This window comes from Desertivirga arenae (genome assembly GCF_017355785.1).
Taxonomy (GTDB): domain Bacteria; phylum Bacteroidota; class Bacteroidia; order Sphingobacteriales; family Sphingobacteriaceae; genus Desertivirga; species Desertivirga arenae.
In genome coordinates, this window is sequence record NZ_JAFEWE010000004.1 from 289,025 (window position 1) to 314,264 (window position 25,240).

Below are 25,240 nucleotides of genomic sequence, written 5' to 3' on the forward strand. Positions count from 1 at the left end.
TACAAATTGAAAAAGCCTCCTGTTTGGCAGGAGGCTTTCAAATTATTTTCCAAAGGCTTGTTTCACCTTGTCAACGTAGTCTAGTTTTTCCCAGGTAAAGAGCTCTACTTCAACCTCTCGCCTTTCTCCATTTGCTCCTTCGAAGGTTTTTGATACAATCTGAGGATTCCTTCCCATATGTCCGTAAGCAGCGGTTTCTGAGTAAATAGGATTTCTCAGTTTCAAGCGGCTTTCTATTCCAAAAGGAGTCATGTCAAATAGTTCTCCAACTTTTTGCGCGATTTCTCCATCTGTAAGATCTACTTTAGAAGTTCCATTGGTATTTACATAAATGCCCATAGGATCTTTAACTCCGATAGCATAAGAAACCTGAACCAATACTTCGTCAGCAATGCCTGCTGCTACAAGATTTTTAGCAATATGGCGAGTTGCATAAGCTGCGGAACGATCAACTTTAGAGGGGTCCTTACCTGAAAATGCACCGCCGCCATGTGCGCCTTTTCCTCCATAAGTATCTACGATGATCTTTCTGCCTGTGAGGCCAGTATCACCGTGAGGCCCGCCAATTACAAATTTACCCGTAGGGTTAATATGGTATTTTATATGATCAGTGAATAAGACCTGAAGTTCAGCGCTTAATTTCGCTTTAACTCTGGGGATCAAAATATTTATGATGTCTTCCCTGATCTTTTTCTGCATGTTTTCTTCCGTGTCGAATTCGTCATGCTGAGTAGAAACCACTATTGAATCAATTCGGATAGGCTTATGATCATCACTGTATTCGATAGTAACCTGAGATTTGGCATCGGGACGTAAATAATTGATATCGCTACCTTCTCTTCTTAATGCAGCTAGTTCGATCAGCAAGTTATGTGCAAGGTCGAGTGCAAGAGGCATGTAATTGTCGGTTTCATTTGTGGCATAACCAAACATCATCCCCTGATCCCCCGCTCCTTGTTCTTGTTTTTCTTTACGGTCAACTCCCTGGTTTATATCAGCTGATTGCTCATGAATAGCAGATAACACACCGCAGGAATTCGCTTCAAACATGTACTCTGATTTTGTATAGCCGATTTTCTTAATTACCTCCCGGGCTATCCTTTGAACATCGAGATAAGTACTGGACTTTACTTCTCCGGCTAATATCACCTGACCGGTAGTAACCAGGGTTTCGCAGGCCACTTTAGAGTCTGCGTCCCATGCAAGAAAATTATCGATTAAAGCATCTGATATTTGATCGGCAACTTTATCAGGATGCCCTTCTGAAACGGATTCGGACGTGAATAAATAAGGCATAAAAACTTGAGTTAAAATGTTCTATTTAAGGGGGACGCCGGATTGCAGGGAAGTAAAAAATAGTAATAGATTAGCACTTTTTTTTACGTGGTTGCAATCAGAGCCAGTATACTGGCATAGCAAATCAATCCACCTTTTTTGCAATGCGAAAGTACAATAATTTTTAATTTATGAAAAATTAAAGCTTATTTCGCTATAGTGTTAAAGAAGAAAATACTATTCATTATTAACCCCATATCAGGAGGGAAGAACAAGAGAAATTTTCAATCTCTTGCTGATAAGATCCTGGATCCTGAGTTGTATGATCCGCAATTCGAGTTTTCGCAACGGGCTGGTCACGCTTTTACTTTAGCTGAAAGGGCCTCAAGTGAAGGTGTAGATGTTATAGTGGCAGTTGGCGGTGATGGTACTATCAATGAAGTTGCCTCTGCAGTAGAAGGAACAAATAGTATTATGGGGATCATTCCCTTCGGTTCGGGTAATGGCTTGGCTCGTTCCCTGAATGTGTCATTGAAGACGGACAGAGCTTTAAAGGCTCTGAATCGTTTTAAAATAGAGGTAATTGACACAGCAGAGTTAGCTGGCTACAAGTTTTTCAATATGGGCGGAGTAGGGTTCGATGCCCGGATTAGCTACCAGTTCACTACTTTGCCGAAGCGAGGTTTCAAAGGCTATGTAAAAACGACCTTTAATGAAATCTTAAATTATAAGGCCAAAAAGTACCTGATTGAGATAGATGGGAAGAGGATGGAGCGGGATGCCTTTATGATCAGTATCGCTAATTCTTCCCAGTATGGTAATAATGCTTATATCTCTCCAACAGCCTCATTAAAAGACGGATTACTGGATCTATGCATAGTAAAGCCCTTTCCGCTGTATCATTTTCCGGTAATGGTTTATCATCTTTTTAGTAAAACTTCAGAGAAATCGAGATATGTTGAAATAATAAAAGGGAAAAATATACGTATAAAGACTACGAATGTTGACACTCCCGAAGTGATTCATTTAGACGGAGAACCGCGAAGGGTGAACGGAGATATACTAGCTAACATAAAACCATTGTCTTTAAAAGTTTTACATTAAATAATGATGTCAAAGAAAAACAAGAACATCAGTGGCGTGGTTTATTCTACCAATCCGGAATACGCCTATGAGTATGAGTCGCAGGAGGAACTGATTACTATACCTCCTAAACAGCAGGATTTGAGAGTTCAGCTAGATAAAAAGCAAAGAGGAGGGAAAGCTGTGACTTTGGTCACTGGTTTTGTCGGAAAAGAAGAAGATATTGCGGCACTGGGTAAGTTTTTGAAACAAAAATGCGGCGTAGGTGGTTCGGCAAAAGATGGTGAGATACTTATTCAGGGGGATTTCAGGGATAAGGTTATTGAATTGTTAAAACAAAATGAATACAAAGTTAAGAAAGTGGGAGGGTAATCCGCACTGAGATTCAATTGTAATGGATTTTTGACTTTTTAATTGAAATCTGTTTATATTGCGCCTTGTAATTAAAGAAAAAAATAGTTTTCATTGTAAAATAATATAGAGGAGGCGGCAAATCAAGGGGAAATAGCATCTCTTTGCCCAATCTGACGATACCGCTGATAGAAGAAGATGAAAATTAGCTGCGCGTTTTATAATTGAAAAAAGAAGATTTTTTTTGCCAAAAGGCAATTACTTATTTAGCATATCAATTTTATATACTATAATTAAAAACTAAAACTAAAACTAAATTTTAAGAGAAAATGGCAACCGCACCAAAACCAACAACAGCTAAGAAAGAAAGCTCAGGTTCAAGTATTTTTGCAAGTCTTACAATGGTATTCTGCATTGTAATTGGAGTTCTACTTTGGAAATTTGTTATGGGAAGTCCGTCAAATTTTGAAGGTGGAAATCCAGAAGGCCACCCACTTCCAGGAAACTATTTCGCAATGGTTTACAAAGGTGGTATCATCGTTCCAATCCTTATCGGTATGCTATTAATGGTAATCGTGTTTTCAATCGAGCGGTTCTTTGTAATCAGCAAAGCTGCAGGTACTGGAAATGTTGAAGCATTTGTTAAGAGAATTCAAGGATTTCTATCAAACGGAAATATTGAAGCTGCAGTAGCAGAGTGTGATAAACAAAAAGGTTCAGTAGCAAACGTAATCAAATCAGGTCTGAAGAAATACCGTGAGGTTGAAGCAGATCCGAACTTAGATATCGAACAAGCTTCATTAGCAATCCAAAAAGATATCGAAGAAGCTACAGCTCTTGAAATGCCAATGTTGGAGCAAAATCTTACAATCATTGCAACTCTGGTTTCTGTAGGTACATTAACAGGTCTATTAGGTACAGTAACAGGTATGATCAAATCATTTGCTGCGTTAGCTACTGCAGGTGCTCCTGACCAGGCTGCTCTTGCGAATGGTATCTCTGAGGCCTTGATCAATACAGCAACAGGTATCGCTACATCAACTGTTGCAATTATCATGTACAACATCTTTACTTCAAAAATCGATAAGTTAACTTATTCAATTGATGAAGCAGGATTTTCAATTGTACAGACATACGCAAGTACTCATAAATAAAATTTAGTGAAAGTTTTGTCCGGGACTTTATGGAATCTCCCGGACTTTTTCATCACTATATAAAAGCATACAGGAATCAATTATAAAATAAAAAGATGCCTAAAGTTAAAGTTCCCAGAAAGAGCACAGTAATCGACATGACGGCGATGTGTGACGTGGCATCCCTGCTGTTAACCTTTTTTATCTTAACAGCTACTGCACGTCAACCTGAGCCACTGCCGGTGGATACTCCTTCGTCGACTGTTAAAATTAAATTACCAACCACTGATATAGCTACCCTTACCATTGGGCAGGGAAAAGTTTTCTTTGGTGTTGCGGGGCAGCCTGTTCGCATACGCATGCTGGAAAGAATGGCTGAACGTTATAATATCCAGTTTACTGATCAGGAGAAGAAGCGCTTTTCTTTAATGGATAACTTCGGAGTTCCGATTTCGCAGTTAAAACAGTTAATCGCTTTACCAAACGATAAAAGAAATAAAGAAGGCGTTCAGGTAGGAATCCCTACTGATTCTGTAGGAAGAAACCCTTCTGAATTGCGTGAGTGGATTTATAACGCCCGGTATGCTACTAAAGAATTAAATGATAAAGAATTGAGAATTTCGATTAAAGGGGATTCAAAAGAAAACTACAAAGTAGTTAAAAAGATCATTGACATTCTACAGTCACAAGAGGTAAACAAATTTAGTTTAATTACTTCACTAGAAGGACTCGATTAACTCGACCCTTATAAAATATTAGAAATGGCAGAATTAGACACCTCCGGTGGAGGTAAGAAAAAGGGTGGCAAGGTTAGAAGTAAGAAGCAGAGTGCACGTGTGGATATGACTCCCATGGTTGACTTGATGTTCCTTCTGATCACATTCTTTATGCTTACCACTACACTTGCAAAGCCACAAGCGATGGACCTTGCAATGCCGGATAAAGACGAAAAAACAGACGATAAGTTCGACGTTGCTGATAACCGCACTATGACCATCCTCCTTGGTAAGGGTGATCGCTTGGAATGGTATATTGGCTTGGTTGATAACCCACTAACATCTCCCCAGGTTGATAACTACGGAAAGAACGGGATTAGGAAAGCTCTTTTAGAAAAATCTAAAGAGATCAAATCTAAAACCGGAAAAGGCTTAATCGTACTTATTAAAGCTAGCGATGCAGCAAACTACAAGAACCTGGTAGATATCCTTGACGAGATGAAAATCACTAATATTGGTGTTGGTGGTGGTACTTACGCAATTGTAGACATCAGCGAGCCGGAAATTGGTTTGTTAAAGCGAGACGGACTTTACTAGTTATTTGTACCATAAAAGAAGAAAATGGCAAAGTTAGATATTTTTAACCCGGTTTGGCTTGACGTAGTCTTTACAGGACGAAATCAGGCTTACGGAGCATATGTGCTTCGTAAAGAGAATGCCAAAACCACCAATAAGTCTCTGGTTATAGGGGCTATATGCTTTATCTTGCTTGTTAGTTCTCCTTTAATCGCCGCTAAGATTAAAAGCTTGATGGGCGAAAAGGAAGAAGAGCAAGAGAGAATAATAGAGACAGAGGTTGTGTTAAGTACACCTCCACCTGTCGATGAGCAGGCTCCTCCGCCGCCTCCGGCAGCAGAGCCACCGAAACCACGTGTGGATCAAGTGAGGTTCCCACCTCCGGTTGTTGTACCGGCAGAGCAGGTACGTGAAGAAGAGCCACCTAGTCAGGAAGAACTTGCAGTTAAAGACCCTGGACAGAAAACCATTGAAGGGGATCCAAATGCTGAGGTTCGTATCGATCAACCTGTAGGTGAAGCTCCTCCTACTCAACAAGCTGCTGTTGTAGAAGATAACGGCGTGTATGAAGTAGCTAACATTGAGGTTCAGCCAGAATTCCCTGGGGGTATGAATAAATTCTACGAATATGTAGGAAAATCATACAACTATCCAGCTGCTGCGAAAGAGCAGGGAGTATCAGGAAGGGTAATTTTGAACTTCGTAGTTGAGAAAGATGGAAGTCTTACTGACATCAAAGTTGTAAGAGATCTAGGAATGGGAACAGGGGAAGAAGCTATTCGGGTTCTTAAGAAATCTAAAAAGTGGAATCCTGGTATTCAGAATGGCCGTCCAGTACGGGTGAGTTATACTATTCCAATCGTATTGAACTTAGAAGCTCAATAAAATAATACAATGTCATACAGACAAAGTCAGCAGAAATCGCCCGAAAAGCGATTTCTGTTTGTTTTTAGGTTTATCAGAATTGCGTTTTTCCTTGTTTTAGGGCTGCTGGTCATCTTTACAAAGTTCTTTACACTGAACATCGACCGTCCCTATCAAATCGCTTTTGGTGCTTTACTGATAGTTTACGCTTTATTTAGGTTTTTTTGGGAAATGAAGAACTCAGCGACAAGTAATGATGACGAAGATTAAATTGCTTATAGCTCTGACTGTTTTTGTTTTGGCTTCATGTCAAAACAAGAGTAATAAGACCAGTGTCGAAGAAACAGCCGTTTCTGGTTCCACCCAGATTGTTGTTGATGAAAGTCTGGCACCTATTGTGCAAGATCAATATGACGTATTCAGCAATAGTTATCAAAGTGCAACGATTAAATTTATTTTTCAGCCAGAGAATAAACTTTTAAATACCTTCTTGTCTAATCAAGTAAACATTGCGATCATGACAAGGGCATTGTTACCTAAAGAAGCTAAAGTTTTCGAGTCAAAAAGAATTAAGATTCGGATGAACCGCTTTGCAGTGGATGCAGTTACTCTTATTGCTAATCGGAGTATGGTAGATTCTACAATAACAGTAGAAGAGCTCATTGCGACCATGCAGGGTAAAAGCAAAAGATTAAAACTTGTCTTCGACAACGCAAATTCGAGTACTGTGAGGTACTTAAAAGAACTTGCGAAAGTTGATCAATTACCGGCTACAGGAATATATGCCTTGAATTCAAACTCTGAAGTAATTAAGTATGTACACAATAATAAAGGTGCATTAGGTGTTATAGGAGTTAATTGGATAAAAAGCCCAGGGAAGGATGTGGAGGAGTTGGTGAAAGATGTAAGAATTTTGAAAGTTAAGAATTTGAAGGGACTGCCTGGAAGCGATGCTTTCTATAAACCTTCACAGAGTAATCTTGCGTTAGGATTATATCCGTTAAGTAGGAATTTGTATATTATTAACTGTCAGGGTACACCTGGATTGGGCACGGGATTTGCTTCTTTCCTTGCTAGTGAAAGGGGTCAGAGGATTGTTTTAAAATCAGGATTGCTGCCGGACAGCCTACCATCAAGAGAAATCTTCATTAAATAAAATTATAATTGAACTTATGGAATTAATTAAAAAGGCATTACAAGCAGGTCTGATAGCGGGTGTTGTGAGTACATCAGCCTTTGCGCAAAATATTGCTGATGCAAAGAAAGCAATAGATGCGGAGCAATATCAGCAAGCTAAATCAATCTTAAAAAAGCTTATAGCAGCGCAACCTGCTGCTCCTGAGAATTATTTCTTTTTAGGTAACGTATATTTAAAAACAGATTATGTTGATTCAGCTAAGGTTGTTTTTACCAAGGGTGTAACTGCCGATGGGAAAGATGCCTTTAATTATATCGGTTTAGGTGCAATAGATCTTATCAATAATAACGCTGCTGCAGCGAAGGGCAATTTTGAGAAGGCTGTGTCGCTTGCCCCTAAAAAGGATAACGATCCTTATATATATGCGGCTAAAGCTTTAATAGCTTCTGAAAAGCCTGATTATACAACCGCGCAGACGTATCTTGAGAAGGCGAAGAGCATGGATGAGAAGGACGCAGAGGTTTACCTGGCCCTGGGTGATTTATACCGTGGTCAGCAGAAACACGGAGAGGCCTATGGCGCTTACCGTACAGCTTTCGAACTTGACAAGAATTTATTAAGAGCCAAAATAGAGCTTGGCGTTCTTAATCGTATGACTAAGGCTTTTAAAGAATCAACAGATGAGTTTAACAGCGTTCTTGCTATCAATCCTAAATACGGACCTGCATATAGAGAATTAGCTGAGACTAATCTAAGATGGAGTTTTGGTGCACCGGAAGCTGAGAAAAATGCGAGACTACAAGCCGCAGTGGATAATTATAAGAAGTATCTTGATAATACGGATAGATCTGTAGACTCGCGAGTACGCTATGCAGACTTGTTAGTATACAAGGGAGACTGGAAGGCTCTTGAGCAAGAAGCACAGGAGATGGTGAAGCAAGATAATTCAAATCCTAAAATTTACCGTTATTTAGGGATTTCAGCTTATGAGAATGGAAATTATCCTGCCAGCGTTCAAGCCTTAAAAGACTTTATGTCTAAAGTTGAACCCAGGAGAACGATTGCTTGGGACTATGCTTACTTAGGAAAGGCACAGTTGAAAACAGGAGATCCTGAAGCTTACACTAACCTTTCGAAAGCCATTGATAAGGACTCTACTTTAGCTGAAGAGTTTAGTACACTGGGAGCTGCGGCTTTTAAAGACAAGAAGTATGGTGATGCTGCGAAACTGTATGCTTTGGCTGTTCAGGGTCCGACTACCAGCCATACTGTAACTGATTATTTCTACGTGGGATACTCAAATTACTTTGACTATGTAGGAAAAGCTCCTGCTGAAAAGGCAGCGGCAAAAGATTTGTTAGTTCAAGCAGACTCTGCTTTCAGTAAAGTTAATACCTTGGCGCCAACTTACGCGTTAGCTTACTTATATCGCGCAAGAGTTAACCGTTACCTGGATAACGAGAAGAACCCGAAAGGACTTGCAGTTCCTTACTTCGAAAAGTATGTAGAAGTATTAAGTGCAAAGCCTGAGAATCTGACAGACCCTAAAAATAAAAGAGACCTGACAGATGCCTACAATAACATTGCAGGATTTTATCTTCAATCTAACCCAGGTAAAGCTAAAGAATACCTCAATAAAACCCTAAGCCTTGATCCAGCCAATTCATATGCTGCTGATGCGATGAAAGCGCTTGGTGGTAGTAAATAAAAAATTTAAATAAGAGAAAAAAGAGCCGGATTATTCCGGCTCTTTTAGTTTATATTTGCAGCAACGATATTTAATTTAATGGAAACGCAAAGCACTGCTGTTAATTATGTCCCAATAATTATACAAATGCTTGTCGCTCTAGGATTTGTGGTTTTTACAATGGTATTAACCCACCTTATTGGCCCCAAGCGCAAAACCAAGGAAAAACTAACGCCATTCGAATCAGGGATAGAAGTTGTTGGAAATGCTCGTCAGCCTTTTTCTATCAAATATTTTCTGGTCGCAATTTTGTTTGTATTATTTGATGTGGAAGTGATCTTCATGTACCCATGGGCTGTGAACTTCCGCGACTTTAGTAAAGTTGGATTCGAAGGTCTTATAGAGATGTTTATCTTCATGGGAACTCTTCTTCTTGGTTTCATCTACATCATCAAGAAGAAGGCGTTGGACTGGGATTAGTTAGACAGTTTCTAAATAGACTGCTTTTCCAGCTATTAAACTACACTATTTTGTAACTTTGAAATTCATTTCTTGAAATGAAATGAATTTTTATAATCATGACTAACAATGAGTGATATAAAATTAGCAGAAGCCCCAGCAGGGATTGAGGGGTCAGGGTTTTTTGCAACATCATTCGATAAAGTTATTGGCTTAGCACGTGCTAATTCCCTTTGGCCTTTACCGTTTGCTACATCATGTTGCGGTATTGAATTTATGGCTACGATGGGAAATCACTATGATATTTCCCGTTTTGGTTCTGAAAGACCATCATTTTCGCCGCGTCAGGCAGACATGTTATTGGTAATGGGAACGATTGCAAAGAAGATGGCGCCCGTTTTAAGGCAAGTTTATATTCAGATGGCAGAGCCACGGTGGGTGATCGCTATTGGTGCATGTGCTTCAAGTGGAGGTATTTTTGATACATATTCAGTGCTTCAGGGTATTGATGAAATAATTCCTGTCGACGTTTATGTACCCGGATGTCCCCCTCGGCCTGAAGCTTTTCTTGATGGAATTCTGAGATTACAGGACCTGGTGAGAAACGAGTCGTTAAGACGCCGGAACTCCCCGGAATATAAAGAACTATTAAATAAATACGGAATCCAGTAAATGGGTAAAATAAGCAATCAGGCTGTACTTCAAAAATTAAGTAATTCGTTCGGAGAAAAGATATCTGTTCCGGCAGAACCTTATGGCCTGTTAACTTTCGAGACTACAAAAGAAGATATTCAGGATATTCTGAAATTTTTAAAGGAAGATAAGGAACTTCAGTTCATTTTCCTGACTGATATTACAGCTATTCATTACCCGGAAAACTCACTTCCTATTGTTGTAGTATATCATCTCCACAGTTTTGTGAACAATGTTCGCGTAAGGATCAAAGTGTCATTACCTGATCTAAATCCTACGATACCTACTGCAACTACTCTATGGGAGGGGGCTAATTGGATGGAACGTGAAACGTTTGACTTTTTTGGGATTAATTTTGAAGGTCACCCGAATTTGGTTCGTATTTTAAATGTTGATGATATGACGGCATTTCCCATGAGGAAAGAGTTTCCTCTTGAGGATCCTAACCGTGTAGATAAAAAAGACTTTTTCTTCGGAAGATAACATGAATCAACCCGCTATTATAGAAAATCTGGACCGCAAGGAGACGACTACGTTAAACCTTGGTCCTACGCACCCTGCAACGCACGGTGTATTTCAGAACGTGTTGGAGATGGATGGTGAGAAGATTATAAGCGGAGTTTCGACTATCGGGTATATTCACCGTGCATTCGAAAAGATTGCTGAGCACCGTCCTTATTATCAGATAACGCCCCTTACTGATCGGTTAAACTATTGTTCCTCACCGATAAATAACATGGGATGGCATATGACGGTCGAGAAGATGCTTGGCATACAAATGCCAAAGCGTGTTGACTACATGCGCGTTATTGTAATGGAACTAGCCCGTATTGCTGATCACCTGATCTGTAACGGGATTTTGGGCGTTGATACTGGAGCCTATACAGGCTTCTTGTATTTAATGGAGCAGCGCGAACACATCTATGAAATTTATGAGGAGATCTGCGGAGCCCGCCTAACGACCAATATAGGTCGTATTGGTGGTTTTGAAAGAGATTTCAATGATATTGCCTTTCAGAAGATCCGTAAGTTTACAAAAGATTATGCAGTAGCATTGAAGGAGTTCCAGAACTTGTTTGACCGGAACAGGATCTTTATGGATCGCACAGTTGGAGTAGCTCCCGTAACAACGGAGACTGCTTTAAATTATAGTTGGACGGGCCTCATTTTAAGAGCTACTGGTTTGGATTACGACGTGAGAGTAAATGAACCGTACAGTTCTTACGAGGACTTCGATTTCGACGTTCCAGTTGGAACAACAGGCGATGTTTACGATCGTTATATATTAAGGAACGAGGAGATGTGGCAGAGCTTGAGGATTATTGAACAAGCTCTGGATAAAATTGAGAAGGAGCCTAAGGGTGTTTTCCACGCAAACGTTCCCGAGATCTATCTCCCACCTAAAGAAGAGGTTTATAATAACATGGAAGCGCTGATCTATCATTTCAAAATAGTGATGGGTGAAGTAGATGTGCCGAAGGCTGAAGTTTATCATTGTGTAGAAGGAGCAAACGGAGAACTTGGCTTTTATCTGATCAGCGATGGAGGACGGGCTCCTTACAGGCTCCACTTCCGCCGTCCAAGTTTTATAAACTATCAGATGTACGCTCCGATGAGTCGCGGAATGCTTCTCTCTGATGCTATCATCAACATGAGTAGTTTAAACGTAATTGCAGGAGAATTAGATGCTTAAGATATCTGATACCGAAGAAGTAATTTTTAGTCCAGAACTTATATCAAAGTTCAACGAGATTGTAGCCCGATATCCGGAAGGAAAACAGAAATCGGCTTTGTTGCCTGTTCTTCACCTTGTTCAGGCTGAATATGGTTGGGTGAGTACGCCGGCCATGAATAAGGTAGCCGACTATCTTGACATCAAGCCAATCGAAGTTTATGAGGTGGCTACTTTCTATACCATGTTTTTCCTCGAACCTAAAGGAAAGTATGTTTTAGAGGTTTGTCGAACCGGGCCCTGCAGTATTGTGGGAGCTGATAAGATGATGAAATATATTGAGCAGAAATTAGGTGTTAAGGAGGGTGAGGTGACTGAGGATGGATTGTTCAGCTGGAGAGGAGTAGAGTGTCTGGCCGCGTGTGGAATGGCACCTGTGCTGCAGATTGGTCCTGACTATACTTATTACGAGAACCTTAATGAAGCTAAAGTTGATGAGTTAATTGATAGTTTAAGATTGAAAACGGTCGAAAAGCCTCAAATCAATTAAGAAATGGGACGTAAATTATTATTAGAACATATAAACGTTCCCGGAATTAACACTTTTGAAGTCTATCGTCAGAAAGGTGGTTACCGCGCTGTTGAGAAAGTGCTGCGAGCAATGTCCCCTGAAGACGTGGTTGAAGAAGTAAAGAAATCCGGTTTACGTGGTCGCGGAGGTGCGGGATTCCCAACTGGTATGAAATGGAGTTTTCTAGCCAAACCAGAGGGTAAACCAAGGTATCTGGTATGTAATGGCGACGAATCAGAGCCAGGTACTTTTAAAGACAGGTATTTGATGACACATATTCCTCATGCCTTAATTGAAGGGATGATTGTGTCTAGTTTTGCTCTTGGCGCAAATACCTCTTATATCTATGTCAGAGGCGAAATGATGCCTCAAATTCGTATTCTGGAAAAGGCAATCGCAGAGGCAAAAAACGCTGGATTTCTGGGTAAGAATATCCTGGGTTCTGGATTTGATCTGGAACTTTATGTTCAACCCGGAGGTGGAGCTTATATCTGTGGTGAAGAAACTGCATTAATTGAATCATTGGAAGGGAAACGTGGAAATCCGAGAATTAAACCTCCCTTTCCTGCGATCTCAGGTTTGTATAATTGTCCGACAGTAGTAAATAACGTCGAATCTATAGCTGCTACTGTACCCATCATCAATGACGGCGGAGAGGAGTATGCGAAGATCGGTTTAGGAAGAAGTACTGGAACTAAGTTGATCTCAGCTTCTGGTAATCTTAATAAGCCCGGTGTTTATGAAATAGAGTTGGGTGTTTCTGTCGAGGAATTTCTTTACTCGGAAGAGTATTGTGGAGGTATAGCAAACGGCAAGCGTTTGAAAGCAGTGGTAGCAGGAGGTTCTTCTGTACCTATCCTACCGGCCAATTTAATTTTAAAAACTGTAAATAATGAGCCTCGTCTCATGACTTACGAGTCATTAGCAGATGGGGGATTTGCTTCAGGTACAATGTTAGGTTCCGGAGGCTTTATTGCTTACGACGAAGATCAGTGTATTGTACGTAATACCTGGAATTTCTCAAGGTTTTATCACCATGAAAGCTGCGGACAATGTTCTCCGTGTCGTGAAGGAACTGGATGGATGGAGAAAGTACTGCACCGGCTTGAATATGGGCATGGTAAGTTAAGCGACATCGACCTTTTGGTTGATGTATCAAAGAAGATTGAAGGAAATACTATTTGTCCGCTTGGAGACGCAGCCGCGTGGCCAGTTGCGAGTGCAATACGTCATTTCAGGGATGAGTTTGAATGGCATGTAACAAATCCACAGGAAGCCGTAAGCAGGAACTATGGTCTTGCACATTACGCAGATCCGCTTCCAAAGTTGGAAAATGTTGCAGCAAGTTAATTTGAGAGGAAACCTTTAACATGTCTGATAAAGTTAAAGTTACGATAGATGGAATAACAATTGACGTTGAAGCAGGGACCTCAATCCTGAATGCAGCTCGTCAAATTGGAGGAGATATAGTACCTCCTGCCATGTGTTATTATTCCAAACTACAAGGTAGTGGCGGAAAATGCCGGACCTGTTTAGTAAAAGTTAGTAAGGGATCTGAGAAAGATCCTCGTCCGATGCCTAAGCTGGTGGCTTCTTGCAGAACCACTGTAATGGATGGAATGGAAGTGCAGAACATTACCTCTCCGGAAGTTACAGAAGCTAGAAAGGGTGTTGTAGAAATATTGCTTATTAATCACCCTCTTGATTGTCCTGTTTGTGATCAGGCTGGTGAATGTCACCTGCAAGATCTGTCATATGAGCATGGTTCCGAAGCTACACGTTATGAGTTTGAAAGGAGAACATTTGATCGTATTGATATAGGTGATAAGATTCAGTTGCACATGACACGGTGCATCTTGTGCTACCGGTGTGTCTACACAGCTGATCAAATTACAGAACAACGTGTTCACGGAATTTTAGGGCGAGGCGATGCCGCAGAAATATCGACTTACATTGAGAAAGCGATTGATAACGATTTTTCAGGTAATGTGATAGATGTATGTCCAGTTGGAGCGTTAACCGATAGAACTTTCCGTTTCAAGAACCGGGTTTGGTTCACTAAACCGGTAGATGCTCATCGCGATTGTCCTACTTGTTCAGGTAAAGTTACACTCTGGTATAAAGGAGAGGATGTGATCCGGGTAACTGCCCGGAAGGATGAGTACGGAGAGGTAGAAGAATTCATTTGTAATACTTGCCGATTTGATACCAAAAAAACCAGTGATTGGGTTATAGAAGGTCCAAGAAAGATAAATCCGCATTCTGTGATTTCGGCCAACCATTATACGCAGCTCATGCCTCCTTCTGTCGTGAGAAAAAATCCAGCGTTATTGGAGGCGAATAAAGAACAATTTGAAAGGTCAACTAAACTTTAATGGAAGTAGCATTTTTAATTGAAAAGGTAGTTCTTGTAACAGTAATTTTCGCTATATCATTAGGTGTAGCTGCGTATTCCACTCTTGCTGAACGTAAAATTGCAGCTTTTCTTCAAGGCCGTGTTGGCCCACATCGTGCAGGCTGGCACGGGTCTTTGCAGCCCCTGGCAGATGGCGGGAAGATGTTCTTCAAAGAGGAAATAATACCTGCTGAGTCGAGTGCATTCCTATTTATTTTAGGACCATCTTTGGCTTTACTCACCGCGTGTATAGGCAGTGCTGTAATTCCATGGGGGCAATCAATAGAGGTTGCCGGACGTGTAATTGAGCTGCAGGTGACAGACATTAACGTAGGAATTCTCTACATCTTTGGTGTTGTTTCCTTAGGTGTTTATGGTATAATGATCGGAGGCTGGGCATCAAACAATAAATTTTCTTTAATGGGAGCTATCCGTGCAGCCTCTCAAAACATTAGTTATGAGATTGCAATGGGACTTTCACTGATTGCTCTATTGATGATGTCTGGGACATTATCGCTTAAAGATATTGCAGCCCAACAACATGGTTTTTGGGAGGGTGGTTATATTTGGGATGGCGGATATTTCACGTGGAACTTCTTTAAGCAGCCGCTGGGCTTTTTATTATTCATTATATGCGCGTTTGCGGAATGTAACAGGACGCCCTTCGATTTACCCGAAAGTGAGAACGAACTTGTGGCAGGATATCATACGGAGTACTCTGGTTTCAAGCTGGGAGCATACCTTTTCTCAGAATATATCAACATGTTTGTGTCTTCTGCCGTAATGGCTACTCTTTATTGGGGTGGGTATAATTATCCTTTTATGGATTTGGCTAGTTCTGCATTCGGACCTACATTAGCAGCTATACTAGGAGTGGTGGTACTTTTTATGAAGATATTCTTCTTTATTTTCTTCTTCATGTGGATCCGGTGGACCATTCCGCGTTTTCGCTACGACCAATTATTGCATTTGGGTTGGAAAGTTTTGATTCCGCTTGCCATTGCAAATATCGTAATCACCGGGATCGTTATTAATATAATCAACTATTTATAAATACAGCGAGATTCACCCCAAAAGGGAGAAGGAGGATAGATGGAATCATTAAGTAACAGAAAAAAAGTATTAGAGCAGAAGCCCATGAGCTTTATGGAAAGGATTTATCTTCCTTCCATATTCAAAGGTTTGGCCATTACTTTTCGCCATATGTTTAAAAAGAAGGAAACGGTATTTTATCCGGAGCAAACCCGGCCTGTTTCTGAGAATTGGAGGGGTATGCACTCCCTAAAGAGAGATGAAAATGGGAAGGAGCGTTGCACTGCATGTGGGCTTTGCGCTTTAGCATGTCCTGCTGAGGCCATCACAATGACAGCTGCTGAAAGGAAAAAGGGAGAAGAGCATTTATACCGGGAGGAGAAATATGCTGCTGTATACGAAGTGAACATGCTTCGCTGCATTTTCTGTGGGTTATGTGAGGAAGCGTGTCCGAAAGAAGCGATTTATCTTGATGGTCCTGTAGTTACTGCAGATTACCTTAGGAAAGACTTTATTTACGGGAAAGATAAGTTAGTAGAATCCCCTTTTAAATCTTAAAACAATGCCCCCAAGTGGGGCTATACATAATCATAGAATTAATGAACCTATTCTATTTAGTAGCATTTCTGTCAATCTTTTTTTCACTACTGGTAATCTTTTCCAAGAACCCGGTTCATAGTGTACTGTACTTGATTGTAACCTTTTTCACTTTTACAATCCACTACATATTATTAAATGCTCAGTTTCTGGCAATAGTTAATTTTATTGTTTATATGGGCGCCATTATGGTTCTTTTCCTTTTCGTATTAATGCTTTTGAACCTTAATAAGGATACGGAACCGATGAAGTCTAATTTGATTAAGATTGCGGGAGTGGTAGCGGGACTCTGTTTATTAGTAACCTTGGTTGGGTCTTTAAGGGCGGTTGATACTTCTGCTCCAATAGTGTTGAAAAATCCAGGCATTGGCTTAGTTAAGAACCTTGGAAAGGTTCTCTTTAATGAATTTCTTTTACCCTTTGAGGTATCCTCTATACTGCTTTTCTCTGCGATGGTAGGGGCCGTTCTTCTAGCTAAAAAAGACCCTAAGTAAATAAAATGGAATCAGTTATACAATCTATTCAGGGAGTTCCTCTTAATCATTATATTTTATTCAGTGCTATTATTTTCACAATAGGAGTAATTGGTGTACTTATACGCAGGAATGCTATTGTGATCTTTATGTCCGTGGAGTTGATGCTGAATGCGGTCAATCTTCTTCTAACTGCTTTTTCGGCGTATAGAGGGGATGCATCTGGACAAGTATTTGTTTTCTTTATTATGGCACTTGCTGCAGCGGAGGTTGCTGTTGGTCTGGCGATCATTGTAATGATATACCGGAATACAAATTCGACTGATATCAATGTCTTGAATCGGTTGAAGTGGTAACTCCTAATAATTTTTGTTAAAGCTTTTAGATAAACGTAATACAAAGCGTTCATGTTTACACATTTAGTCTGGTTGATTCCCTTATTACCTCTTATCGGTTTCCTTATAAACGGATTGGGGCGGAATGTTTTGCCAAAAAGTGCTGTTGGTTTTATTGGCAGCGTAATGGTTTTGCTTTCGTTTATAGTTAGCATCGGTATTTTTACTGAACTTAATGACAGTGCAGTAAAATCAGTTGTATATCCATTATTTGATTGGATCCAGGTTGGAGACCTTAAAATCTCCTTCTCCTTTCAAGTAGATCCTCTTAGTTCATTGATGTTACTAATTGTGACGGGAATTGGCTTCCTTATTCACGTGTATTCGATCGGCTATATGCATCACGATTCCGGATTCGCTAAGTTCTTCGCTTACCTGAATCTGTTCGTGTTTTTTATGTTGCTACTTGTTTTAGGATCAAATTATGTGGTAATGTTTATAGGCTGGGAAGGTGTTGGACTTTGTTCATACTTACTAATAGGCTTCTGGTATAGCAATCCATCATATGCCAGCGCAGCCAAAAAGGCTTTTGTGATGAATCGGATAGGAGATCTAGGTTTCCTGATTGGTATCTTCCTGATTTTTTCAATGTTTAAAAGCCTCGAGTTTAGCACTGTTTTTTCACAGGCAGCTAACCTTGCTCCCAATAACAATATCATAGTCCTTATCACTATACTATTATTTATTGGGGCTACAGGAAAGTCGGCTCAAATTCCTTTGTTTACCTGGTTACCGGACGCCATGGCTGGTCCGACTCCAGTTTCTGCGTTAATTCACGCTGCAACTATGGTTACAGCTGGTATTTATATGATAGCGCGATCTAACATCCTGTTTACTCTTGCCCCTTTCACTCTTAATATCATATCGATAATTGGTATTGCTACTGCTTTATTAGCAGCAACAATAGCGATTACCCAAACAGATATTAAAAAGGTATTAGCCTACTCAACTGTATCACAGCTCGGCTATATGTTTTTAGGTTTAGGTGTAGGTGCCTATACGGGAGCTTTCTTTCATGTGATTACTCACGCATTTTTTAAAGCTTTGCTGTTCCTTGGCGCTGGATCGGTTATACATGCAGTTAGTAATGAGCAGGATATGAGATCTATGGGAGGGCTCCGTTCTAAGCTTAAAATTACCTATGCTACAATGCTAATCGGTACTATTGCAATCTCTGGTATTCCTCCATTCGCTGGATTCTTTTCTAAAGACGAGATACTTGCACATGCCTATGAACACAACAAACTGTTATGGGTACTTGGAGTAGTTGGAGCTATGTTCACTGCCTTCTACATGTTCCGAATGCTGTTTTTGACCTTCTCTGGAAAATTCAGAGGGACTAAAGAACAAGAGGAGCATCTTCATGAGTCCCCAGGGTCAATGACTTTTCCATTAATCGTATTGGCTATATTGTCAATTGTGGGGGGCTTTATTGGTGTGCCGGAAGTGCTTCATGGGAACCATTGGTTAGCAAGGTTCCTTGAACCTGTCTTCTATGCATCTTCTACAAAAGTTCATGAAACAGCAGTACTTGATCATAATACCGAGTATGTGCTTATGGCTGTTTCAGTAATTGGAGCCGTGATGGCGGCCATTATTGCTTATGTTCGGTATTCTAAGAACGGTCACGTACCTGTTCCTGATACCGCCGATAGGGGCGCATTAGCTAATTTGTCTTATAACAAATATTACATTGACGAACTATATGACTTTGTGATTGCTAAACCACTGAACCTACTTTCCGGGTTTTTCTACCGGATAGTGGATAAAACTTTAATCGATGGGATTGTAAACGGGTTTGGTAAGGTAGCATCTGAAGCAAGTAAGGGATTAAGGTTACTTCAAACGGGGAATATAGGTTTTTATATTTTCATGATGATAGCAGGTATCGTTGCTTTACTAGCTTATGGCTTTTTAAATATTTAACAAGAGGGATAAGAATAGAATAAATGGAAATTATTTTACTCCTTATATTTCTGCCCGTTGTCGGTGCAGCAATCGTGGGTCTTTTAGGTAAACTGGAACTAGCTAAAACGGTAGCTTTTATTTGGTCTTTGTTTTCACTTGGCTTAACCGCTTATCTCTTATCTGAGTTCGATCCAGGCGCTGGTACTCAATTTACAGTAGATTACCCCTGGTTCCTTTCTATGGGCTCTCGTTTCAATGTTGGTATTGATGGGATTAGCATGATTTTAGTATTGCTTACAAATGGTTTGATTCCTTTGATCATCCTGGCAAGCTTCAATCACGAGTATAAGAATCCCGGCGCTTTTTATGGCCTGATCCTATTCATGCAAACTGGGCTTCTATTAGTTTTTACGGCTCTTGATGCATTCCTGTTTTACGTTGGTTGGGAAGCTGCCCTTATCCCTATCTATTTTATCTGCGCAATTTGGGGTGGGCCTAATAGAATTAAGGTTAATATTAAATTCTTCATTTATACCGTTGCGGGAAGCTTGATCATGTTAGTAGGTATGATCTATATGGCTCAGCAAACTGCAGATAAAACCTATGATCTTCAGTCCTTCTATCAGGCTTCTTTGAGTGCTGGTGCTCAAAGCTGGGTATTTCTTGCTTTCTTTTTAGCTTTTGCTATAAAGATGCCAGTTTTCCCATTTCATACTTGGCAGCCTGATACTTATACTGAAGCACCCACAACAGGTACGATGTTGCTTTCGGGTATAATGTTGAAGATGGGTATTTACGGAGCTATAAGATGGCTTATTCCGGTAGCTCCTCTTGGATTTGCTCATTGGGGACCTACTGTTCTTGTTCTCTCAATAATTGGAATCGTTTATGCCTCAATAATTGCATTTACACAAAAAGATGTAAAGAGATTAGTGGCATATTCTTCAATAGGCCACGTAGGGCTTATAGCAGCAGGTATTTTCGTTTGGAACCTCAATGGACTCCAGGGCGCTATGATCCAAATGATCAGCCACGGTGTGAATGTTGTAGGAATGTTCTTTATCCTGGATATTATTATAAGAAGACTGGATACTCGTGACACTGATAAAATGGGGGGGATCGCAAAGTCTGCTCCAACTTTCGCTATTGGGTTTCTAATTGTCCTTCTGGGAACAGTGGCCCTTCCTTTGACAAATGGATTTATTGGTGAGTTCCTTTTGTTAATGGGGGTATATAATTACAATATTTACGCTGCAGCCATAGCAGGTTTAACAATTATTTTCGGCGCAGTCTACATGCTCCGAATGTATCAACGAGTTATGCTTGGAGATGCAAATGAAGCTACCCTGGCTTTCAGGGATATAAACGCAAATGAAAAAGTAGTGCTTTTTATAATCTGTGGTCTGGTTATACTTATAGGTATTTACCCTAATCCTATATTGAATATTTCTGAGCCAGCGGCCAAATCTCTTATTGATTTGGTAAACGGTAAGATTGGAAACGTTTCTAGTTTTTAAACAAGGTCAATCGATACAAATAGAAAATGAGTGCATTAATTACGATATCTTTATTAGCAATACTTGTTCTTTATCTTGGCCTGTTTAAGGCGAAGCAAGCTTTGCTGCCGGTAACTTTAATAGGTTTGTTAGCAGCTTTAGGTTTGGCAGTATCCCAATGGGATACTTTTGCAGAACCAATATACAGTGGAATGATGCTTTTTGACAAGTATGCTGTAGCTTTTTCTGCGATCACTATCATATCAACTCTTCTGATTTTCCTTCTTTCGAAGGATTACTTTGAAAGGATAAGCGAAAATGTTGCCGAGTATTACGCTGTTATTCTTTTTGCTCTTGCCGGGATCATTGTTATGGTTTCTTTCCATAATCTCACCATGTTATTCATCGGGATTGAGATTATGTCAGTGAGTCTCTATATTTTGGCAGGTATTAAGAAAAAAGATTTTGCTTCTAATGAGGCTGCCCTTAAATACTTCTTGATGGGGGCTTTTTCGACGGGTTTCCTATTATTCGGAGTTGCCCTATTATATGGAGCAACGGGTTCATTTGATCTTGAGGCTATTCGCAGTTATATAATTCAAAATCCACAGCAGGTTTCTCCCATTTTTTATGCAGGAATACTGTTGATGATTATAGGATTAAGCTTTAAAGTTGGTGCTGCTCCCTTCCACTTCTGGGCTCCAGATGTATATGAAGGATCGCCTGCTTTAGTTACCGCTTTCATGAGTACGGTGGTAAAGACAGCTGGATTTGCAGCCTTCCTGCGTTTGTTTATGGTATGCTTCTCTCCGGTACAGTCTTTTTGGATCCCCATATTTGTAACATTCGCTGCTTTGTCTCTGCTTGTTGGAAACGTAACAGCTGTTTACCAGCAGCATTTTAAGAGGATGTTGGCTTATTCCAGTATTTCACATGTTGGCTATATGCTATTTGCTATGATTTCTCTTAATAGCGAATCTGATAGTTCTGTTTTTGTCTATGCGGCTGCATATTCGGTTGCTTCCATCATTGCCTTTGCAGTTTTAATAGTTCTTCAGCGTCAGGTCGGAAACGATAGTTTTGACAGCTTTAATGGTATATCTAAGAAGAATCCTTTTCTTGCCTTTACGCTAACTATTGCAATGTTGTCTCTTGCTGGGATTCCTTTAACTGCTGGCTTTATAGGAAAACTTATGATGTTTAGCCGTGCATTAGCAGGTTATCATATTTACCTGACTGTATTTGCGGTCTTAAATGCTTTAGTTGGTATTTTCTATTATTTCCGAGTGATAATAGCAATGTATTTCAGACCTGCAGAACGCAACGAACTGGTTGTGTCTCCCCTGTTCAAGTTCGTTTTGGCAGTTTCTGCAATTGCTACTGTAATTCTTGGAATATACCCTGATTTGATTACAAGACTCATTTGATTATTCAAACAAAATATTATTAATATTCGTAGATTTACGGATATTCACTTATGCACGAACTCTGGGAATCGATCCATTCGCTAATAGATCCGGAAATATTACTTAAAGAAGGGGGATTTTACGTTCTCCTTTTTGTAGTTTTTGCCGAGACCGGATTGTTTTTTGGATTTTTCCTGCCGGGAGATTATTTACTCTTTTTGGCAGGGATGTTCGTCGCTACCAATAAGCTTGACGTGTCCATATTCTTGTTAATTGCCGGGCTGATCCTTGCGGCAATTTGTGGCAACTTCGTTGGATATTGGTTCGGCAAGAAGACGGGACCCGTTCTCTACAAGAAAAACGATTCTTTCTTTTTTAAAAAGGCCTATCTCATTTCAGCCCAGGAATATTATAATAAGCAGGGAGCCTTTGCCTTGATTATGGGACGTTTTATCCCTATTGTCAGAACCTTTGCCCCTATAGTAGCGGGTCTTATAAATGTTAATTTTATAAAATTTGCTATTTATAATATTATTGGTGCAGTTTTATGGATCGTCTCATTGACATTGTTAGGATATTTTTTAGGGATGAAGTTTGAGAGACAAGTTAATGAGTATCTGATGTACATCATAGCTGGATTTGTAGTTGTAACTGCAGTTCCACTAATTTGGACTTATATAAGAAGCAGAATCCTATCGCAAAAAAACAAATAGAAATAAAATGGACATTAAAGATAAAGACCACATTTGGCATAGAGTAACTCCTGGAGAGGACGTGCCTAATTCTGTTACTGCTATTATTGAAATACCAAAAGGTTCAAAGGCAAAATACGAAGTCGACAAAGATTTCGGTCTCTTGCGTCTTGACCGGATTCTATTTTCTTCGGTGATGTATCCGGCAAACTATGGATTTATCCCACAAACTTATTGCGACGATAAAGACCCTCTTGATATTTTGGTACTTTGTTCTGTAGATGTATTTCCTATGTCTATGATAGAAGCTAAAGTGATCGGAGTAATGCATATGGTTGATAATGGAGAACAAGACGATAAGATCATAGCCGTAGCAAAGAACGATATGTCTGTTAATTATATTGAGGATCTTGAAAATTTACCTCCTCATACAATGAAGGAAATCGTTCGTTTCTTCCAGGACTATAAGGCGCTCGAACATAAAAATGTGACTATTGAGCAGCTTCATGGCAGGGAATATGCCTATAAGATAATTCAGGAAAGTATTGAACTATATAACAGTACTTTTGTTACTAATGTCTAAATAATGGCTTTTCAGATATTCCTTACATTCTTTCTTGTTTTCCTGAACGGCTTTTTCGTTGCAGCAGAATTTGCTATTGTAAAAGTGCGTGCTTCGCAAATTGAAGTTTCGGCAAAATCAGGTAATAGAGTGGCAAAAACAGCAAAGCATATCCTCCAACATTTGGATGGATATCTTGCTGCTACACAGTTAGGGATAACTCTTGCTTCTCTTGGCCTGGGATGGGTTGGTGAGGAAGTCATGGAACATATCATTAGTAACATACTAATCTCATTTAATGCAAGTCCTGCGGTAATTACTTCGTTTTCAGAGACTATATCACCAATAGTAGCTTTCGGAATTATTACCATACTGCATATTGTTTTTGGAGAATTAGCACCTAAATCCCTGGCAATACAAAAACCAATTGGGATAACGATGGGAGTTTCTCTCCCATTGCATTTCTTTTACCTGGTCTTCAGACCATTTATATTGTTACTTAACGGGTTTGCCAATTTAATACTTCGTGCAATCGGTATTCATTCTATCAGTGGACACGAAGCAAACCACAGTTCTGAGGAGCTTCAATATCTTTTGGATCAGGGGAAAGAGACGGGCGCATTAGATGTCAACGAGCATGAACTGATTAAGAATGTTTTCGATTTCAATGAGAGAGTTGTTAAGAATATCATGGTTCCCCGAACGAAAATATCGGGTATTGAAATAAATACTCCCTCTGATGAATTGTTACAAACGATAATTAAGGAAGGTTATTCACGTATTCCGGTTTATGACGATACCATCGATAAAATTGTAGGTGTTGTACATGCTAAAGATATTCTACCTATAGTAGCGGCCAATAAAGAACTTATCCTAAAAGATCTTATCAGAAAACCTTATTTCATTCCTGAAACAAAAAAAATTAACGATCTTCTTGGAGAGTTTCAATTAAGAAGGATTCAGATAGCTATTGTACTTGACGAATTCGGAGGAACTGCGGGTATGGTTACTCTTGAAGATATCGTTGAGGAACTGGTTGGAGAGATTCAGGATGAGTTTGATGAAGAGAAGCCGATTGTCGAAAAGGTATCGGAACATGAATTTATTGTAAATGCATCTGCAACAATATATGACGTTAATGAATATCTTCCACATGATCTTCCAGAAGACGAGGATTATGATACTGTAGGAGGTTTGGTAAGTGATATTTTTGGAAAAATCCCCGAAGTTGGCGAGAGAAAGGATTTTTATGGCTATACAATTACTGTCCTCAAGAAGACTGAACAAAACATTGAGTCTGTTAAGCTAGATCTGGAGATTAATCCCGAAGACGCTGTTGATCTGCATTAATTAATCTTATGCATCTTTTTTATACCCCTGATGTTAATGGTGAGAATTATACCTTAAACGAGGAGGAAAGCAAACACTGTATTCGAGTATTACGATTGGTCACCAAGGATGTCGTGCATCTTATAGATGGTAAGGGAGGCTTTTATACGGCGGAAATCATCGATCCGAATCCAAAACGAACAACGTTGCTTATAACAGACGTTAAAAGGGAGTTTAACCGGCGAAATCATTTCCTTCATATAGCTGTAGCGCCGACTAAAAATATTGAGCGAATTGAGTGGTTTTTAGAGAAGGCAACAGAGATTGGAATTGACGAAATAACGCCCATCCTTTGCGATCGGTCTGAAAGAAAGGAAATTAAGCTCGAAAGATTAAATAGGATCATTACATCAGCGGTAAAGCAGTCGTTAAAAGCGTATCATCCTAAATTAAATCCACTTACTAAGTATAGTGATTTTGTCGGATCGGCAGGTTATGGCAATAAGTTCATAGCTCATTGTTTGGATGAACCAAAGCTCGAACTGCGGTCAGCTATCCAGCTCGAAGGCCATTATACGGTTCTCATAGGTCCTGAAGGTGATTTTACAGGAGATGAAATAGAACTTGCTAAAAGTAATGATTTTAAAGCGATTACGTTAGGGTCAAGTAGACTGAGGACCGAAACTGCAGCGCTTGAAGCTTGTTTTGAAGTAAATTTTCTGAACAGGTAGATATAA

General features: G+C 39.8%; 28 protein-coding genes. 27 read left to right on the forward strand and 1 reads right to left on the reverse strand.

The features are described from left to right. Positions 1–42: 42 nt before the first annotated feature. Positions 43–1,296 (reverse strand): methionine adenosyltransferase, encoded by a 1,254-nt coding sequence (gene metK, locus J4N24_RS10960; protein WP_207533728.1) that lies wholly within the window; start codon positions 1,294–1,296, stop codon positions 43–45. Positions 1,297–1,494: 198 nt separating this feature from the next. Between metK and J4N24_RS10965 the strand changes: the two genes are divergently transcribed. The 27 genes from J4N24_RS10965 (at position 1,495) to J4N24_RS11095 (ending at position 25,234) form a co-directional block, all read left to right on the forward strand. Further along, positions 1,495–2,379: a diacylglycerol/lipid kinase family protein gene (locus J4N24_RS10965; RefSeq protein WP_207533729.1), complete on the forward strand. Its 885-nt coding sequence runs from the start codon at positions 1,495–1,497 to the stop codon at positions 2,377–2,379. Between the two features lie 3 nt (positions 2,380–2,382). Next, positions 2,383–2,730 carry a translation initiation factor gene (locus J4N24_RS10970; protein ID WP_207533730.1) on the forward strand — a complete coding sequence of 116 codons (348 nt, stop codon included), beginning with the start codon at positions 2,383–2,385 and terminating at the stop codon, positions 2,728–2,730. Positions 2,731–3,038: 308 nt separating this feature from the next. Further along, positions 3,039–3,863, forward strand: a complete 825-nt coding sequence (locus tag J4N24_RS10975) for a MotA/TolQ/ExbB proton channel family protein (protein ID WP_207533731.1) — start codon at positions 3,039–3,041, stop codon at positions 3,861–3,863. A 95-nt stretch (positions 3,864–3,958) separates the two neighbouring features. Beyond that, positions 3,959–4,579, forward strand: a complete 621-nt coding sequence (locus tag J4N24_RS10980) for an ExbD/TolR family protein (protein ID WP_207533732.1) — start codon at positions 3,959–3,961, stop codon at positions 4,577–4,579. Between the two features lie 24 nt (positions 4,580–4,603). Further along, on the forward strand, positions 4,604–5,155 hold the full coding sequence (locus tag J4N24_RS10985; RefSeq protein ID WP_207533733.1) for an ExbD/TolR family protein: 552 nt from the start codon (positions 4,604–4,606) through the stop codon (positions 5,153–5,155). A gap of 24 nt (positions 5,156–5,179) precedes the next feature. Continuing rightward, positions 5,180–6,019 carry an energy transducer TonB gene (locus J4N24_RS10990; RefSeq protein ID WP_207533734.1) on the forward strand — a complete coding sequence of 280 codons (840 nt, stop codon included), beginning with the start codon at positions 5,180–5,182 and terminating at the stop codon, positions 6,017–6,019. A gap of 9 nt (positions 6,020–6,028) precedes the next feature. Then, positions 6,029–6,268, forward strand: a complete 240-nt coding sequence (locus J4N24_RS10995) for a hypothetical protein (RefSeq protein WP_207533735.1) — start codon at positions 6,029–6,031, stop codon at positions 6,266–6,268. Next, positions 6,252–7,154 (forward strand): PstS family phosphate ABC transporter substrate-binding protein, encoded by a 903-nt coding sequence (locus J4N24_RS11000; protein ID WP_207533736.1) that lies wholly within the window; start codon positions 6,252–6,254, stop codon positions 7,152–7,154. Before J4N24_RS10995 ends, J4N24_RS11000 begins: the two co-directional genes overlap by 17 nt. 16 nt (positions 7,155–7,170) lie before the next feature. Continuing rightward, positions 7,171–8,844: a tetratricopeptide repeat protein gene (locus tag J4N24_RS11005; protein WP_207533737.1), complete on the forward strand. Its 1,674-nt coding sequence runs from the start codon at positions 7,171–7,173 to the stop codon at positions 8,842–8,844. Positions 8,845–8,922: 78 nt separating this feature from the next. After that, the gene (locus tag J4N24_RS11010) at positions 8,923–9,303 is read left to right on the forward strand and encodes an NADH-quinone oxidoreductase subunit A (RefSeq protein ID WP_207421945.1); all 381 of its coding nucleotides are present in this window, start codon (positions 8,923–8,925) and stop codon (positions 9,301–9,303) included. 108 nt (positions 9,304–9,411) lie between these two features. Next, positions 9,412–9,954, forward strand: a complete 543-nt coding sequence (locus tag J4N24_RS11015; protein WP_207533738.1) for an NADH-quinone oxidoreductase subunit B — start codon at positions 9,412–9,414, stop codon at positions 9,952–9,954. Further along, positions 9,955–10,458 (forward strand): NADH-quinone oxidoreductase subunit C, encoded by a 504-nt coding sequence (locus J4N24_RS11020; RefSeq protein ID WP_207533739.1) that lies wholly within the window; start codon positions 9,955–9,957, stop codon positions 10,456–10,458. It begins immediately after the preceding gene. A 1-nt stretch (position 10,459) separates the two neighbouring features. Next, complete coding sequence (locus J4N24_RS11025) at positions 10,460–11,668, forward strand: NADH-quinone oxidoreductase subunit D (RefSeq protein WP_207533740.1); 1,209 nt, start codon at positions 10,460–10,462, stop codon at positions 11,666–11,668. Continuing rightward, positions 11,661–12,197: an NADH-quinone oxidoreductase subunit NuoE family protein gene (locus J4N24_RS11030; protein ID WP_207533741.1), complete on the forward strand. Its 537-nt coding sequence runs from the start codon at positions 11,661–11,663 to the stop codon at positions 12,195–12,197. Before J4N24_RS11025 ends, J4N24_RS11030 begins: the two co-directional genes overlap by 8 nt. 3 nt (positions 12,198–12,200) lie before the next feature. Beyond that, positions 12,201–13,568, forward strand: a complete 1,368-nt coding sequence (gene nuoF / locus J4N24_RS11035) for an NADH-quinone oxidoreductase subunit NuoF (RefSeq protein WP_207533742.1) — start codon at positions 12,201–12,203, stop codon at positions 13,566–13,568. 20 nt (positions 13,569–13,588) lie between these two features. Beyond that, entirely contained in the window at positions 13,589–14,593 is a 1,005-nt protein-coding gene (locus J4N24_RS11040) for an NADH-quinone oxidoreductase subunit G (protein ID WP_207533743.1), read from the forward strand. After that, positions 14,593–15,666: an NADH-quinone oxidoreductase subunit NuoH gene (gene nuoH, locus J4N24_RS11045; RefSeq protein WP_207533744.1), complete on the forward strand. Its 1,074-nt coding sequence runs from the start codon at positions 14,593–14,595 to the stop codon at positions 15,664–15,666. The genes J4N24_RS11040 and nuoH overlap by 1 nt, the downstream gene beginning before the upstream one ends. A gap of 39 nt (positions 15,667–15,705) precedes the next feature. Further along, on the forward strand, positions 15,706–16,203 hold the full coding sequence (locus J4N24_RS11050; protein ID WP_207533745.1) for a NuoI/complex I 23 kDa subunit family protein: 498 nt from the start codon (positions 15,706–15,708) through the stop codon (positions 16,201–16,203). A 41-nt stretch (positions 16,204–16,244) separates the two neighbouring features. Then, positions 16,245–16,736, forward strand: coding sequence for an NADH-quinone oxidoreductase subunit J family protein (locus J4N24_RS11055; RefSeq protein WP_207533746.1), 492 nt, complete (start codon positions 16,245–16,247; stop codon positions 16,734–16,736). Positions 16,737–16,741: 5 nt separating this feature from the next. Continuing rightward, positions 16,742–17,071: an NADH-quinone oxidoreductase subunit NuoK gene (gene nuoK / locus J4N24_RS11060; RefSeq protein WP_207533747.1), complete on the forward strand. Its 330-nt coding sequence runs from the start codon at positions 16,742–16,744 to the stop codon at positions 17,069–17,071. Positions 17,072–17,122: 51 nt separating this feature from the next. Further along, positions 17,123–19,036, forward strand: coding sequence for an NADH-quinone oxidoreductase subunit L (gene nuoL / locus J4N24_RS11065; RefSeq protein ID WP_207533748.1), 1,914 nt, complete (start codon positions 17,123–17,125; stop codon positions 19,034–19,036). Positions 19,037–19,059: 23 nt separating this feature from the next. Then, positions 19,060–20,535 (forward strand): complex I subunit 4 family protein, encoded by a 1,476-nt coding sequence (locus tag J4N24_RS11070; protein ID WP_207533749.1) that lies wholly within the window; start codon positions 19,060–19,062, stop codon positions 20,533–20,535. A 26-nt stretch (positions 20,536–20,561) separates the two neighbouring features. Beyond that, positions 20,562–21,941: an NADH-quinone oxidoreductase subunit N gene (locus J4N24_RS11075; protein WP_207533750.1), complete on the forward strand. Its 1,380-nt coding sequence runs from the start codon at positions 20,562–20,564 to the stop codon at positions 21,939–21,941. Positions 21,942–21,991: 50 nt separating this feature from the next. Beyond that, a complete protein-coding gene (locus J4N24_RS11080) occupies positions 21,992–22,633 on the forward strand; it encodes a DedA family protein (protein WP_207533751.1) in 642 nt (213 codons plus the stop codon). A gap of 7 nt (positions 22,634–22,640) precedes the next feature. Next, the gene (locus J4N24_RS11085) at positions 22,641–23,195 is read left to right on the forward strand and encodes an inorganic diphosphatase (RefSeq protein WP_207533752.1); all 555 of its coding nucleotides are present in this window, start codon (positions 22,641–22,643) and stop codon (positions 23,193–23,195) included. Between the two features lie 3 nt (positions 23,196–23,198). Continuing rightward, positions 23,199–24,524 carry a hemolysin family protein gene (locus J4N24_RS11090; protein ID WP_207533753.1) on the forward strand — a complete coding sequence of 442 codons (1,326 nt, stop codon included), beginning with the start codon at positions 23,199–23,201 and terminating at the stop codon, positions 24,522–24,524. Between the two features lie 8 nt (positions 24,525–24,532). Beyond that, positions 24,533–25,234: a 16S rRNA (uracil(1498)-N(3))-methyltransferase gene (locus J4N24_RS11095; protein ID WP_207533754.1), complete on the forward strand. Its 702-nt coding sequence runs from the start codon at positions 24,533–24,535 to the stop codon at positions 25,232–25,234. Positions 25,235–25,240 lie beyond the last annotated feature (6 nt).

Coding starts and splice junctions, on each gene's coding strand:
- J4N24_RS11015 (WP_207533738.1), top strand. CDS start 9,412: ATGAGTGATATAAAATTAGCAGAAGCCCCAGCAGGGATTGAGGGGTCA.
- nuoL (WP_207533748.1), top strand. CDS start 17,123: ATGTTTACACATTTAGTCTGGTTGATTCCCTTATTACCTCTTATCGGT.
- J4N24_RS11040 (WP_207533743.1), top strand. CDS start 13,589: ATGTCTGATAAAGTTAAAGTTACGATAGATGGAATAACAATTGACGTT.
- J4N24_RS11095 (WP_207533754.1), top strand. CDS start 24,533: ATGCATCTTTTTTATACCCCTGATGTTAATGGTGAGAATTATACCTTA.
- J4N24_RS10985 (WP_207533733.1), top strand. CDS start 4,604: ATGGCAGAATTAGACACCTCCGGTGGAGGTAAGAAAAAGGGTGGCAAG.
- J4N24_RS11010 (WP_207421945.1), top strand. CDS start 8,923: ATGGAAACGCAAAGCACTGCTGTTAATTATGTCCCAATAATTATACAA.
- J4N24_RS11000 (WP_207533736.1), top strand. CDS start 6,252: ATGATGACGAAGATTAAATTGCTTATAGCTCTGACTGTTTTTGTTTTG.
- nuoK (WP_207533747.1), top strand. CDS start 16,742: ATGGAATCAGTTATACAATCTATTCAGGGAGTTCCTCTTAATCATTAT.
- J4N24_RS11030 (WP_207533741.1), top strand. CDS start 11,661: ATGCTTAAGATATCTGATACCGAAGAAGTAATTTTTAGTCCAGAACTT.
- J4N24_RS11075 (WP_207533750.1), top strand. CDS start 20,562: ATGAGTGCATTAATTACGATATCTTTATTAGCAATACTTGTTCTTTAT.
- J4N24_RS11070 (WP_207533749.1), top strand. CDS start 19,060: ATGGAAATTATTTTACTCCTTATATTTCTGCCCGTTGTCGGTGCAGCA.
- metK (WP_207533728.1), bottom strand. CDS start 1,296: ATGCCTTATTTATTCACGTCCGAATCCGTTTCAGAAGGGCATCCTGAT.
- J4N24_RS11025 (WP_207533740.1), top strand. CDS start 10,460: ATGAATCAACCCGCTATTATAGAAAATCTGGACCGCAAGGAGACGACT.
- J4N24_RS11005 (WP_207533737.1), top strand. CDS start 7,171: ATGGAATTAATTAAAAAGGCATTACAAGCAGGTCTGATAGCGGGTGTT.
- J4N24_RS11085 (WP_207533752.1), top strand. CDS start 22,641: ATGGACATTAAAGATAAAGACCACATTTGGCATAGAGTAACTCCTGGA.
- J4N24_RS10975 (WP_207533731.1), top strand. CDS start 3,039: ATGGCAACCGCACCAAAACCAACAACAGCTAAGAAAGAAAGCTCAGGT.
- J4N24_RS10995 (WP_207533735.1), top strand. CDS start 6,029: ATGTCATACAGACAAAGTCAGCAGAAATCGCCCGAAAAGCGATTTCTG.
- nuoF (WP_207533742.1), top strand. CDS start 12,201: ATGGGACGTAAATTATTATTAGAACATATAAACGTTCCCGGAATTAAC.
- nuoH (WP_207533744.1), top strand. CDS start 14,593: ATGGAAGTAGCATTTTTAATTGAAAAGGTAGTTCTTGTAACAGTAATT.
- J4N24_RS10970 (WP_207533730.1), top strand. CDS start 2,383: ATGATGTCAAAGAAAAACAAGAACATCAGTGGCGTGGTTTATTCTACC.
- J4N24_RS11080 (WP_207533751.1), top strand. CDS start 21,992: ATGCACGAACTCTGGGAATCGATCCATTCGCTAATAGATCCGGAAATA.
- J4N24_RS11055 (WP_207533746.1), top strand. CDS start 16,245: ATGAACCTATTCTATTTAGTAGCATTTCTGTCAATCTTTTTTTCACTA.
- J4N24_RS11020 (WP_207533739.1), top strand. CDS start 9,955: ATGGGTAAAATAAGCAATCAGGCTGTACTTCAAAAATTAAGTAATTCG.
- J4N24_RS10980 (WP_207533732.1), top strand. CDS start 3,959: ATGCCTAAAGTTAAAGTTCCCAGAAAGAGCACAGTAATCGACATGACG.
- J4N24_RS11090 (WP_207533753.1), top strand. CDS start 23,199: ATGGCTTTTCAGATATTCCTTACATTCTTTCTTGTTTTCCTGAACGGC.
- J4N24_RS11050 (WP_207533745.1), top strand. CDS start 15,706: ATGGAATCATTAAGTAACAGAAAAAAAGTATTAGAGCAGAAGCCCATG.
- J4N24_RS10990 (WP_207533734.1), top strand. CDS start 5,180: ATGGCAAAGTTAGATATTTTTAACCCGGTTTGGCTTGACGTAGTCTTT.